General features: G+C 70.1%; 13 protein-coding genes. 8 read left to right on the top strand and 5 right to left on the bottom strand.

Translation table 11 applies throughout. From position 1 onward, the window contains the following. The first annotated feature begins 78 nt into the window (after positions 1-78). The 5 genes from SSP08S_RS21155 to SSP08S_RS21135 all read left to right on the top strand — a co-directional run bounded on the left by SSP08S_RS21155 (position 79) and on the right by SSP08S_RS21135 (position 4,592). A complete protein-coding gene (locus SSP08S_RS21155) occupies positions 79-1,005 on the top strand; it encodes a TIGR03619 family F420-dependent LLM class oxidoreductase (RefSeq protein WP_026178696.1) in 927 nt (308 codons plus the stop codon). Between the two features lie 8 nt (positions 1,006-1,013). Then, entirely contained in the window at positions 1,014-1,682 is a 669-nt protein-coding gene (locus tag SSP08S_RS21150; RefSeq protein WP_019069626.1) for a hemerythrin domain-containing protein, read from the top strand. Positions 1,683-1,855: 173 nt separating this feature from the next. Next, positions 1,856-2,218: a bifunctional 3-phenylpropionate/cinnamic acid dioxygenase ferredoxin subunit gene (locus SSP08S_RS21145; RefSeq protein ID WP_019069625.1), complete on the top strand. Its 363-nt coding sequence runs from the start codon at positions 1,856-1,858 to the stop codon at positions 2,216-2,218. Next, positions 2,215-3,384 carry an NAD(P)/FAD-dependent oxidoreductase gene (locus SSP08S_RS21140; protein WP_019069624.1) on the top strand — a complete coding sequence of 390 codons (1,170 nt, stop codon included), beginning with the start codon at positions 2,215-2,217 and terminating at the stop codon, positions 3,382-3,384. Before SSP08S_RS21145 ends, SSP08S_RS21140 begins: the two co-directional genes overlap by 4 nt. Before the next feature lie 77 nt (positions 3,385-3,461). Further along, complete coding sequence (locus SSP08S_RS21135; protein ID WP_019069623.1) at positions 3,462-4,592, top strand: aromatic ring-hydroxylating oxygenase subunit alpha; 1,131 nt, start codon at positions 3,462-3,464, stop codon at positions 4,590-4,592. A gap of 7 nt (positions 4,593-4,599) precedes the next feature. On the opposite strand, the gene SSP08S_RS21130 is transcribed toward SSP08S_RS21135, so the two are convergent. From SSP08S_RS21130 to SSP08S_RS21120, 3 genes are all read right to left on the bottom strand, one after another. After that, entirely contained in the window at positions 4,600-5,346 is a 747-nt protein-coding gene (locus tag SSP08S_RS21130; RefSeq protein ID WP_019069622.1) for an IclR family transcriptional regulator, read from the bottom strand. 215 nt (positions 5,347-5,561) lie between these two features. Next, positions 5,562-7,055, bottom strand: a complete 1,494-nt coding sequence (locus tag SSP08S_RS21125; protein ID WP_019069621.1) for an MFS transporter — start codon at positions 7,053-7,055, stop codon at positions 5,562-5,564. Further along, positions 7,052-7,351: a hypothetical protein gene (locus tag SSP08S_RS21120; RefSeq protein ID WP_019069620.1), complete on the bottom strand. Its 300-nt coding sequence runs from the start codon at positions 7,349-7,351 to the stop codon at positions 7,052-7,054. Before SSP08S_RS21120 ends, SSP08S_RS21125 begins: the two co-directional genes overlap by 4 nt. A 185-nt stretch (positions 7,352-7,536) precedes the next feature. Here SSP08S_RS21120 and SSP08S_RS21115 point away from each other — a divergent pair, with 185 nt between their 5' ends. After that, positions 7,537-8,574 carry an RNA polymerase subunit sigma-70 gene (locus SSP08S_RS21115; RefSeq protein ID WP_019069619.1) on the top strand — a complete coding sequence of 346 codons (1,038 nt, stop codon included), beginning with the start codon at positions 7,537-7,539 and terminating at the stop codon, positions 8,572-8,574. 122 nt (positions 8,575-8,696) lie between these two features. On the opposite strand, the gene SSP08S_RS21110 is transcribed toward SSP08S_RS21115, so the two are convergent. Together SSP08S_RS21110 and SSP08S_RS55625 are read right to left on the bottom strand one after the other, a co-directional pair. Then, positions 8,697-9,359, bottom strand: coding sequence for a response regulator (locus tag SSP08S_RS21110; protein WP_019069618.1), 663 nt, complete (start codon positions 9,357-9,359; stop codon positions 8,697-8,699). Continuing rightward, positions 9,356-10,519 carry a sensor histidine kinase gene (locus tag SSP08S_RS55625; protein ID WP_019069617.1) on the bottom strand — a complete coding sequence of 388 codons (1,164 nt, stop codon included), beginning with the start codon at positions 10,517-10,519 and terminating at the stop codon, positions 9,356-9,358. Before SSP08S_RS55625 ends, SSP08S_RS21110 begins: the two co-directional genes overlap by 4 nt. Positions 10,520-10,636: 117 nt before the next feature. Between SSP08S_RS55625 and SSP08S_RS55620 the strand changes: the two genes are divergently transcribed. Both SSP08S_RS55620 and SSP08S_RS21095 read left to right on the top strand, forming a co-directional pair. Continuing rightward, positions 10,637-11,452 carry a COG4705 family protein gene (locus SSP08S_RS55620; protein ID WP_078532479.1) on the top strand — a complete coding sequence of 272 codons (816 nt, stop codon included), beginning with the start codon at positions 10,637-10,639 and terminating at the stop codon, positions 11,450-11,452. Between the two features lie 54 nt (positions 11,453-11,506). After that, a complete protein-coding gene (locus tag SSP08S_RS21095) occupies positions 11,507-12,346 on the top strand; it encodes a COG4705 family protein (RefSeq protein WP_019069615.1) in 840 nt (279 codons plus the stop codon). Positions 12,347-12,373: the final 27 nt, after the last annotated feature.

Genomic DNA, 12,373 nt, shown 5'->3' with positions numbered 1-12,373 from the left:
TCACCCGGCGTCGACCGGACGTCGATCCGCGTCGGGCACGGTGATCCGAGAACGGACCGCACCAGTTTCTCGAATCAGGTGACTGACTTGCTCAAGATCGGACTGGGAGCTCCCCAGTACGGATTGTTCGCCGACCCCGCCACCCTCTCCGGGTTCGCCGCCGACGTCGAGGCGATCGGCTTCGACAGCCTGTGGGTGGGCGACCGGGCCCTCGTGCCCACGCACCCCAAGGACGCCTATCCCGGCGGAGGTCCCGTACCGGAGGAGTACCGCACCTTCCTGGACCCCGTCGTCACCCTGTCCTTCCTGGCCCACGCCACCCGACGGCTCCGCCTCGGCACCAGCACGCTCAACGCGCCCTTCTACTCCCCGCTCCTGCTGGCCCGCTCGCTGGTGTCCGTCGACATCCTCAGCGGGGGACGGCTCGACGTCGGGTTCGGGCTCGGCTGGTCGTCCGACGAGTACGAGGCCATCGGGGTCCCGTGGCGCGGGCGCGGAGCCCGGCTGGAGGAGATCCTGGACGTCCTGGAACACGTCTGGTCCGGCTCCCCGGCCGAGTACAAGGGGGAGCTGTGGACCATCCCGAGCGCGCACATCGAGACCCTCCCCGTGCAGCGCCCCCGCCCGCCGGTCCTCCTGGGCGGTTTCACCCCGGCCACGCTGGAACGCATCGGCCGCCGCGCGGACGGCTGGGCCGGAGTCGCCCTCCCGGTGCCCCAACTCGCCTACGTCATCAGCCAGATCCGGCAGTTCGCGGAGGTGGCCGGACGTGACCCCGGGGCCCTGCGCACCGTCGTCCGGGTCAACCCCGCGGTGACGGCCGAGGCCGCGCCGACCGACGCCGTTCCGTACCGGGGAACCGTCGTCCAGGTCTCGGACTACCTGCTCGCCGCCCACGCGGCCGGCGCCGACGAGGTCCTAGTCGACCTGCAGCAGACCGCGCGGAACGCGGACGAGCTGACGGACCTGGCACACCGATTCCACGTACAGCTGAGCAAGGGCTAGGGAGCGCCATGTCCGACGTAGTCACCTCGAAACCGGATGTCCACGACATGGTCGTGGTGCACCGCACCTTCCGGCAGTCCTGCGCGGAACTGCCGGACCTGGTGCGCGGGCTGCGCCCCGGCGACACCGCGCGGGCCGCGCTGGTCGTCGACGCGGTGCGGTTCATGCTCATGGGCCTGGAGGCCCACCACACCAGCGAGGACGAGTACCTCTGGCCCCTGCTCACGGCACGGACGGGAGTACGGGCCGAGGCGGTCGCGCGCATGGAGGAACAGCACCACCGCCTCGAAGAACTGGTCACGGAGGTGCGGAGCGCGCTGGACGGCCTGGCCGCCGACCCCCGACCGCCCCTCGCCGACCAGGTCGCCGATCGACTCACCGAACTGGGCTCGGTGCTGACCGCGCACATGGACGAGGAGGAGAACACCGTCCTCCCGCTGGCCGCCGAGCATCTGAGCGTCGCCGAATGGGAGGAACTCGGCGAGATCAGCCTGGCGAAGCTGGACAAGAAGCACCTGCTGCGCGCCTTCAGCGCCCTGATGGCCGTGGCGACCCCCGAAGAACAGCGCACCCTCCTCACCAAGGCCCCGGCCCCCGCCCGCCTCCTCTGGCGCCTCTCCGGCCGCCGCGCCCACGCCCGCAGGGAGGCCCGCCTGCGCGGAGGCCACGGGGGCTGAGCGACAGGGGCCGACGTCGATGCCGAGTTGCTTATAGTGCAGCAAGTTGCGTGAGAGGCAACGTTGAGTCCGGGGTTCACCTGTCCTCTGGATGCCTTGACAAGGGTTTGGGGGCGCCCTCAAACTGACGTTGCGCTTACCGCAATCCGTTTCGCTATACGCACCGAGGTGTCATGATGATTCCCGCGTGCCTTCTCGTGGATCTGCCGCGAGGCGAGGCCTACCGGCTCGACATCGATCCGCCGGTTTCGGTGTTCCACACCGACGACGGCGAGGTCTTCGCCATCGACGACACGTGCACCCACCAGGACGCCTCGCTCGCCGACGGCTGGCTGGAGGGCTGCGAGGTGGAATGCCCGCTGCACGCTTCGAAGTTCGACCTGCGGACGGGAGCGGTCGATGCCCCGCCGGCCAAGCGCCCGGTGCGTACCCATGAAGTGCTCGTCCAGGACGGCATGATCTACGTCGTGCCGTCCACGGACGCCCCGAACCTGCCGCCCTGCGTCGCGTCCCGGCTCGCCGGCGGACCCGCGTGAGGACCGTGGCCGTGGTCGGCGCCTCGCTGGCCGGGCTGTCGGCGGCGCGCTCGCTGCGGAAACAGGGCTACGACGGACGGCTCGTCGTCATCGGCGACGAACCCCATCGCCCGTACGACAGACCGCCGTTGTCCAAGGAGTTCCTGGCGGGCACCCTCGGCGAGGCCGATCTCGCGCTGGAGTCGGACGACGAGGACCTGCGCGCCGAGTGGCTGCTCGGTGCCCGTGCCGTCGCCCTCCAAGTCGACGGCGCGGAACGGGTGTTGCTCCTCGACGACGGCCGTGAGGTCCGGGCCGACGGGGTCGTCCTCGCGACCGGCGCGGTGGCGCGGAACCTGCCGGGCACGGACGGCCTGGCCGGCGTGCACACCCTGCGCACCCTGGACGACGCCCGCGCCCTGCGCGACGAACTCGCCCTGGGCGGACGGCTGGTGGTGATCGGCGGCGGCTTCATCGGCGCCGAGGTCGCCTCCACCGCGTACGCCCTCGGACTCGACGTGACGGTGATCGAAGCGGCACCGACCCCCCTCGCCGGCCCCCTCGGCGAGACCATGGGCGGCATCGTCTCCGCCCTCCACGAGGCCCACGGCGTACGGCTGTTGTGCGGTGCCGGGGTGAAAGGGCTGAGCGGGGAGGACCGGGTCGACGCCGTGCTCCTCGAGGACGGGCGGACGGTCCCTGCCGACATCGTCGTCGTAGGAGTGGGCGCGCGACCGTGCGTCGACTGGCTCGAAGGCTCCGGCGTCGAGCTCGACAACGGCGTCAAGTGCGGTGCGGACGGCCGCACCAGCGTCGCCGGCGTGGTCGCCGTAGGGGACTGTGCCAACTGGTACGACCCGCGGGCGGGTTCGCACCGGCGGGTCGAGCACTGGACCGGGGCGCGGGAGCGGCCCGACGCGGCGGTGGCCGCGCTGCTGTCCTGGGGGGCGGCGGAGCCGGGGGTGCCCCGGCCGCCGTACTTCTGGTCGGACCAGTACGGCGTGAAGATCCAGTTCGCCGGTCACGCGGCCGGTGCCGACAGTGTGACCGTCGAGGAGGGCGCCCCGGGCGACCGCAGTTTCCTCGCCGTCTACCGGTGCGGCGGTCAGCCGGTCGCCGTGCTCGCGATGGACCAGCCGCGGCTGTTCATGCGGTGGCGCAAGCAGCTTGCCGCCACGCCGAGTTGACCCGTACCTACGCCGTCCGGAGTCGCTCTTCCCGGCGCGTGACCGACCGATCCACGACGTTCTCCGAGGAGTGCACTGTGACCTCGACCAGCCTGCCGGACAGCCTGATCGCCACCCTGCCCGGCTCCTCCTACACGGACCCGGCAATCTTCACCCAGGAACAGGAACGCATCTTCGAGACGATGTGGTTCTGCGCCGTGCGCTCCTCCGAACTCGCCAAACCGGGCGCCTTCCGGACCGTCGACGTGGGCCGCGAGAGCATCCTGATCACCCGCGCCCGCGACAACTCCATACGCGCCTACTTCAACGTCTGCCGGCACCGCGGCGCCAAGCTCTGCACCGAGGAGGCCGGCGAGGTCAAGCGCGCCTTCCAATGCCCGTACCACGCCTGGACGTACGACCTGAACGGCAAGCTCGTCGCGGCGCCGAACCTGACGAAGATGCCGGATGTCGGCCGTACCGAATTCGGACTGGTGAGCGTCGCCGTCCGTGAATGGCTCGGCTATGTGTGGGTCAACCTGGCGGAGAACCCGCCGTCGTTCGACGAGGACGTCATCAGCGAGGTCGTCACCCGGCTCGGCGACGTGGAGTCCCTCGAGCACTACGACATCGACCACCTCTCGGTGGGCCGGCGCATCGTCTACGACGTCAAGGCCAACTGGAAGCTCATCATCGAGAACTTCATGGAGTGCTACCACTGCGCCACGATCCACCCCGAACTCACCGAAGTACTCCCGGAGTTCGCCGACGGCTACGCCGCCCAGTACTACGTCGGCCACGGCGCCGAGTTCGGCGAGGAGGTCCAGGGATTCACGGTCGACGGCTCGGAGGGGCTCGACCGCATTCCCGGAGTGAGCGAGGACCAGGACCGGCGCTACTACGCGATCACCATCAAGCCGCAGGTGTTCATCAACCTCGTCCCCGACCATGTGATCTTCCACCGGATGTACCCGGTGGCCGTCGACCGCACGATCGTCGAGTGCGACTGGCTCTACCTCCCGCACGTCGTCGAGAGCGGCAAGGACGTCAGCCGGTCCGTGGAACTCTTCGACCGGGTCAACCGCCAGGACTTCGAGGCCTGCGAGCGCACACAGCCCGGAATGAGCTCACGGATGTACGCCAAGGGCGGGGTGCTGGTGCCCAGCGAGCATCACATCGGCGCGTTCCACGACTGGGTGAACGAGCGCCTGGGGGGTCCGCAGGGGTGACGTGGGCTCAGCCCAGGTAGCCCATGCGGTGGCTGATCTCCTCGGCGCCCTTGACCAGGATCGGGGCGAGTTCGTGCAGCCGCTCCTCGGTGAACCGGTAGGCCGGTCCCGAGGCGCTGACCGCGGCGATGACCTCGCCGTCCCGGTTGCGCACCGGAGCGGCCACGGCGTGCAGCCCGACCTCCAACTCCTCGAGCGTCCAGGCGTATCCGCGCTCCCGGGCCTCGGCGAGGTTCTTCTCCAGCTTGGTCTTCGAGGTGATGGTCCCCGGGGTCACCTTCTTCAGGCCGGCCTCCGCCAGCAGCGCGGCGCGCTCCTTGGCGGGCATGTGCGCCAGCAGGACCTTGCCGCTCGAGGTGGCGTGCAACGGGGTGAGTTCACCGACCCAGTTGTGCGCGGTGACGGCGCCGGGGCCGCGGACCTCGTACAGATTGATCGCGTACTGCTCCTGCATCACCGCGATGTTGACCGTCTCGCCGATCTCCTCGGCGAGGCGCTCGCAGACCGGGCGGCCCTGCTGGGTGATGTCGATCCGCCCGGTGACCGCACCGGCCAGCCGTACGATCCCGAAGCCGAGCCGGTACTTGCCGCGCTCACCCGCCTGCTCCACCAGCCCGCGCGCCTCCAGCGCCCCGAGCAGCCGGAACGCGGTCGACTTGTGCACGTCGATCTCGCCGGCCACCTCGCTGACCCCGGCCTCGCCGCGCTGCGCGAGAATCTCCAGCACGCTGATGGCGCGGTCCACGGACTGCACCCCGCCGGACTGCGAACCTGTCGTTTCAGTATCTGGACTGTAGTTGCTCACAGCGAAACTATACGCGTAGTACGCTACAAGGTGTTTACTGTGGGGACTCTGACCAGGTCTTTTGGGCTGGTAGCGGCTGATTCAGGTGCTGCGGAACTCCCCGCCTCCACCTGCGAGTTCCCGGGACGGCGTCGAACGCCGTCCCGGGAACTCGCTGTGTCGGGTTACGCGGGGTCGTAGGAGGGTTCCAGGTCCTGCCGGGTTTCTGGGGTGGTGGTGGGTTCGCCGCGGGTGTTGGAGGCGCGCAGCGCGATGGCTCCGGCTGCCACGAGGCAGAGGGCGCTGACGAGCAGGGCCCGCTGGAATCCGGCGGTGAGTGCCTCCGGGGGCGGGGTGCGGGCGGCCAGCAGGTGGTTGGTGCGGCTCGTCGCGATCCCGGTGAACACCGCCAGGCCGAGCGCTGACCCGAGTTGGAAAGAGGTGGTGATCAGAGCCGCGGCCAACCCGGACCGATCCTCCGGCACGCCCGCGTTCGCCGCCGTCTGCACACCGGCGTACAGCAGCCCCAGCCCGGCCGCCATGAACACCAGCGGGGCGAGCAGGTTGCCGAGGTAGGTGCCGTCCACCGGGATGCGGGAGAGCCAGAGGATGCCGCCGGCGGCGAGCAGCGCACCGGAGACGATGACCGGACGGGTACCGGTCCGCACGAACATCTTCGTCGCCACGGCCGAGCCGAACCCGATGCCGACGGTCACTGGCAGATACGCGAGCCCGGTCCGCAACTGGGAATAGCCCAGGACGTTCTGCATGTACAGAGTGACGAAGAAGAACATCGAGTAGAACCCGGCCCAGGCGATCACCTGGGTGGCATCGGCCGCGGCCAGCCCCTTGATCCGGAAGATCGACATCGGGACCAGCGGATGGGCCCGCCGCCGCTCGTTGACCCCGAACGCGGCCATCAGCACCGCCGAGGCGGCCAGCCCGCCGATGGTGCGTCCCGCGCCCCAGCCCTCGTCCGGCGCCTTCACCAGGGTGAAGATCAGCAGCAGCATGCTCGCGGTGACCAGCACCGCGCCGACCGCGTCGAAACCGCCCGGCACGGAGCGGCCGTGATCGGCCTTCAGGATCCGGAAGGCCCCGAGCAGCACCAGCGCGCACAGTGGGAGGTTCACGAAGAACACCCATCGCCAGCCGAGGTCCTGGGTGAGCAGCCCGCCGAAGAACACTCCGACCGCGGCGGCCAGTCCGCTGATCCCGGCCCACACACCCAGCGCCTTGTGCCGGTCGGAGTCCCGGAAGGTGGTGGTCAGGATGGACAGCGCGGCCGGTGACATCATCGCCGCCCCGAACCCTTGGGCGAGCCGGGCGCCGACCAGCAGCCCCTGGCTGTCGGCCAGCCCGCAGGCCAGCGAGGAGGCCGCGAACAGCGAGGTCCCGGCGATCAGCAGTCGCCGTCGCCCCAGCAGGTCCCCGGCCCGACCGCCCAGCAGCAGGAACCCGCCGTAGGTGATCAGATAGCCGCTGACCACCCACTGGAGGTTCTGCACCGAGAACCCCAGATGCGTCCGGATGGTCGGCAGCGCGACGTTCACGATCGAGCCGTCCACGACGTCCAGGAACGTCACCGCGCACAGCAGCGCCAGCGTGACCCTGCCGCGCCCGGTCGCCAGGAACGACCCCGCCTGCGGCGCCGTCGACGCGGTCATGGCGTCGCTCACGACGCGGCGGCTTCCATCACGGGGCCGACCTCGACCCCGCCGCCGACCCGCAACACCGGGCAGTCCTTGGCCAGCGCCAGCGCGGAGTCCATGTCGTCGGCGGACACCACCGAGTAGGCGACCATCCGGGAGCCGCTGCCGCCGACCTCGCCGAGCGAGGCGTAACCGGTCACCGCGTTGCCGACGTCCGCCAGGGCCGGGCCCAGCCCGGCGAACCAGGCCTGCCACTCGGCAGGTGTCCCGGCGTCGGGCGCGTAGCCGGAGGGCACACGGAAGGAGAAGACGTACTTGGGCATGATCTGTGGTCCTCTTCTGTATCCGGGGCGCGTCCCGGACCGGGACCGCCTCCAATCGGGCAGACGTCGGCCCCGCCGGGAATTGGGCGCGCTGACACCGCCCAATTCGCGGGCCCCGCGGCGTCTTTACCGTTGAGCGAGCCGAAAGCGCCCGGCGGACGGCGGAAGAGCGAGGACGCATGCCGATGGAGAGGGACACGACGGATCTGATCGCCCGGGCCCGGGCCGGCGACCACAACGCGTTCCGCGACCTGGTCCAGGGCCACTCCCACGAGCTGCAGGTGCACTGCTACCGCATCCTTGGATCTCTGCAGGACGCCGAGGACGCACTTCAGGAGACTCTCGTGTCCGCCTGGCGCGGCCTCGGCGACTTCGGCCGGCAGTCCTCACTCCGGACCTGGCTCTACAAGATCGCGACCAATCGGTGCCTGAGCATGCTGCGCGCCGACAGCCGGCGCCCCCGGACCGCCCCGCCGCTGCCCGAGGCCACTCTGCCCGAACCCACCGGCGCCGGCGACGCCCCGCCCTGGCTGGAGCCCTACCCCGACGTCCTGCTCGACCACCTCGTCGACCGGCGCCCCGGACCGGAGGCCCGCTACGAGACCACCGAGGCCATCTCCCTGGCCTTCATCACCGCACTGCAACTGCTGCCCCCGCGCCAACGCGCCGTGCTCGTCCTCCGTGACGTCCTGGGCTACCACGCCGCCGAGGTCGCCCACATGCTCGACGCCACCCAGGAATCGGTTCAAAGCGCCCTGAAGCGCGCCCGCGCCACCGTCGACAACCACCTCGCCGACTCCAGCGACACCGGCCACCACAGGCCGGCACACCGACCCGACACCGCCGCCGAGCACCGGCTCGTCGCCCGGCTCACCGACGCCCTGGAACGCGCCGACCTGGACGCCCTGATCGGACTGCTCGTCAGCGACGTGAAACTCTCCATGCCCCCGGCCATGCTGGAATACCGCGGCATCGAAACAGCCCGGCGCTTCTTCGCCGCCTCCACCTTCCGCCCCGGCCGCACCTACCGCGTGGTCCCCACCCGCGCCAACGGCCAGCCGGCCGTCGCGCTGTATCTGGCAGACCCCCACGCCAGTGTCCACCGCGCCTACGCCCTCCTGGTCGTCACCACTGCCGGCGACCGGATCACCACCATCACCGGCTTCACCACCGACGTCATGACACGCTTCGGACTGCCCCGGACCCTCCCCGGAACAGACTGAGTGACGTCCGGGGTCCGGCAGTGGCTCCGCACTAGACCAAGAGACCCGCGAGCCGCCGGCCGGACAGGCGGTCGTCCCTCGGAGTTCTGGCTCCGCGAACCTTCCGCCGTACCGCGCACCCGCTATCCGCCCTGCGTGCGCAGCTGATGCTCGTAGGCGAAGATCACGACCTGCACCCGGTCGCGGAGTTCCAGCTTGGTGAGGATGCGGGTGATGTGGGTCTTGACGGTGGCCTCGGTGAGGAAGAGGTGTTCGGCGATCTCGGCGTTCGAGAGACCGGCGGCGATGAGGTGGAACACCTCCCGTTCGCGGGCCGTGAGGTGGGCGAAGCGCGCGCCCGCGTCGTCGGCGCGGGGCCAGGGCGCGATCTGGGCGAAGCGGTCGACGAGACCGCGGGTGATGCGCGGGGTGAGGACGGCGTCGCCGGAGGCCACGGCCCGGATCGCCGCCTGCAGTACGGCCGGGACGACGTCCTTGAGGAGGAACCCGCAGGCTCCGGCGCGGAGGCCTTCGAAGGCGTACTCGTCGAGGTCGAAGGTGGTGAGGATGAGAACGCGCGAGGCCGTGCCGGAGGTGATGCGCCGGGTCGCCTCGATGCCGTCCATGACCGGCATCCGTACGTCCATGAGCACCACGTCCGGCAGGGTGCGCCGGGCCAGTTCGATGGCTTCGTCCCCGTTGGCGGCTTCGCCGACGACGGTGATCCCCGGCATCGTGTCGAGGAGGCTGCGGAAGGCCATGCGGACGAGCGCCTGGTCGTCGGCGAGCAGGACCGAGATGGTCATCGCGGTTCCCCCAGCCTCAGTTCTCCGGAGACGGTCCATCCGGAGCCGGTGGGTCCCGCCCGGAGGCCGCCGTCGAACATCGCGACCCGTTCCCGCATCCCGGTCAGTCCGTTGCCGGCACCTGCTCGGGCTCCGCTCGCGGGGGACGGTCTGCCGTCGTCGGTGACGCTGAAGCCGACCAGGTCGTCGCCGCAGTGCAGGACGACGTCGACGGTCGAGGCGTTCCGGGCGTGCTTGACGACGTTCGTGAGTGATTCCTGGAGGATCCGGTAGAGCGTCGTCTGTGCCTCCGCGCTCAGGGTCCCCGGGCTGCCGGTCTCGGTCAGCCGGACGTCCAGGCCGGTGCCGCGGGCCTCGTCCACCAGGGCCTCGAGCGAGCCGAGGTCCGGCTGCGGGGCCCGTTCGCCGCCGTCGTCGGCCCGCAGGACACCGAGGAGCCGGCGCATCCCGGCGAGGGACTGCCGACCGGTCGACGCGGCCTGGAGCATCTTCCCCCGGGCGCCCTCCGGATCGGTCGCGGTGGTCGCGGCGGCCGCTTCGGAGAGCGCCACGACGACGACCAGGCCGTGGGCGACGATGTCGTGCATCTCCCGCGCGATCCGGGTGCGTTCGGCCGCCGCGGCGAGCTGCGCCTGCTGGGCGCGCTCCTGTTCCAGACGCTCCGCGCGGTCCTCGATGGAGGCGAGGTAGCGGCGCTGCGCCCGCACGGTCGTGCCGAGGAAGAACGCCGCGGCGCCCAGCCCGCTGAGGATGACGAAGGCGTCGTTGACGCTCGCGGCCGGGGCGAAGCGCACCGCCACCAGCACGACACCGAGTTCGACGGCGGCTGCGGCGGCGAGCGAGTGCCGCAGCCCGCGGTGGGCGGCGACCGTGTAGAGCGCGACCAGCACCGCGAACTCGGAGAACGAGACCGTACCGAGCGCCCAGGTCCCCATCGCCACGGCCCAGCAGAACCAGAACACCGGGACGGGGGCGCGGCGGCGCAGCAGGAGGGGGCAGATCACGGTGACCGCCAGCACCCAGTCCAGCACCCCGGACCGGTTGTAGAGCAGCTCGTGCGCCGCGGCGACGGCGCACAGGACGGGCGGCCCGAGGAGCAGGACGAGCGACAGCGAGGGGCGGTCCCGCGGCAGTCGGCGCGTCGGCTGGAGGTGCTTCACCCCGCCGACATTACGGAAGGGCGGTCCCGGGGGCGTCAATCGAAGGTCTTACATCCGCCGGAAAGTGGCCACCATTGTCGGATGTGCCCGTCCCTGCGGCACTTTTAGCCTCGCGAAATGCGAACACGAGCAGCCACCACAGCCATGAAAGTGCCGGAGATCACCCTCATCTTCTGGATCGCGAAACTCTGCACCACCGGTTTCGGTGAGTCCTTCTCGGACTACGTCTTCTTCAACGACTACATCGGACAGCATCTGGCGATGCTCATGGGCCTCGGTCTGCTCGTCGCGTGTCTGGCCGTGCAGATCACCACGAGGAAATACATTCCGTGGGTCTACTGGCTCGCGGTGACGGCGGTGAGTATTTTCGGCACGATGTCGGCGGACTTCCTGAACAAGGATCTGGGGATGCCGCTCTACGCCTCCACGCTGATGCTGGTGGCTGTCCAGATCGCCGTCTTCGCCGCCTGGTACGCGACACAGCGCACCCTGGACGTGCACAGCATCGACAACCGTCTGCGCGAGCTGTTCTACTGGCTGACCGTCCTGTGCACCTTCGCCCTGGGAACAGCCGCGGGCGATTTCGCGGCCGTCACCCTGGGACTCGGCACCCTGGCCTCGTCGTTCGTCTTCCTGGGAATCATTCTGATTCCGGCGGCCGGTTGTCGCTGGTTCCGTCTCGACGAAGTCCTGGCTTTCTGGTTCGCCTACACCATCACCCGCCCCTTGGGCGCCTCTGTCGCGGACTGGCTCTCCGTACCCGCCCCTTATGGGGACGGAATGCAATTGGGGACCGGGCCCATCAGCCTCGTCCTCGGAATTCTGCTCGCGGGAGTCGTCTCGCTGATCGGGTCACGACATCGCCGAACCGCTCCGGAAGGCGGACCCGGACGCTCCCACCCCGCCGGGACCCGTCAGAGCTCCAGGCGGTAGCCGTGCCCGCGCAGTCAGGATGCGTTCAGGTGACGGCTGGCAGGGTCACGCCCCATGACCTACGAACTGTCCGAAACACCCGAAGCCGCACCGGACGCCGGCGGTCCCGGCCGGCACCCGCACCGCCTGCGCCTCAACAAGGTTCCGGAGATCACCCTGTACTTCTGGGTGATCAAGGTGCTGTGCACCACGGTCGGCGAGACCGCGGCCGACCTGCTCAACGAGAAGGCCGGGCTCGGCCTGACCGGCGTCTCGGTGCTGATGAGCGCGCTGCTCGCGGTCGTCCTGGTCGTCCAGTTCCGCACCGCCGCCTACCGCGCGGGCGTGTACTGGCTCGCCGTGGCCCTGATCAGCGTGGTCGGCACCCTGATCAGCGACAACCTGACCGACAACATGGGCGTGCCGCTGGAGACGACCACCACGGTGTTCGGGATCGTCCTCGCCGTCGTGTTCGTCGTCTGGTACCGGCGGGAGCGGACCCTGTCCATCCACAGCATCGACACCACCAGCCGCGAGTCCTTCTACTGGCTGGCCGTGCTGTTCACTTTCGCCCTCGGCACCGCGGCCGGCGATCTGGTCTCCGAGCGGATGAACCTCGGCTACTGGCTCTCGGCCGTCCTGTTCGCCCTGGCCATCGCCGCCGTCGGCATCGCCCACTTCGCCCTCGGCCTGGACGCCGTATGGAGCTTCTGGATCGCCTACATCCTCACCCGTCCGCTGGGCGCCTCGATCGGCGACTACCTCTCCCAGCCCACCGGCGACGGCGGGCTCGGCCTCGGCACCGTCGTCACCAGCGTCCTCTTCCTGGCGGTCATCCTCGGCCTGGTGGTGTTCCTGACGGTGACCCGCAAGGACGTCATCGACCGCGAGCCCGCCGCGGGACAGGCGGCCTGAACAGCGGGGGAGGCGTTCAGGAAGCGT

The organism is Streptomyces hokutonensis, from assembly GCF_000376565.1.
Classification (GTDB): Bacteria; Actinomycetota; Actinomycetes; order Streptomycetales; family Streptomycetaceae; genus Streptomyces; species Streptomyces hokutonensis.
Note: the sequence above shows the minus strand (reverse complement) of the source record. Positions and strands in the feature narration are given on the sequence as shown.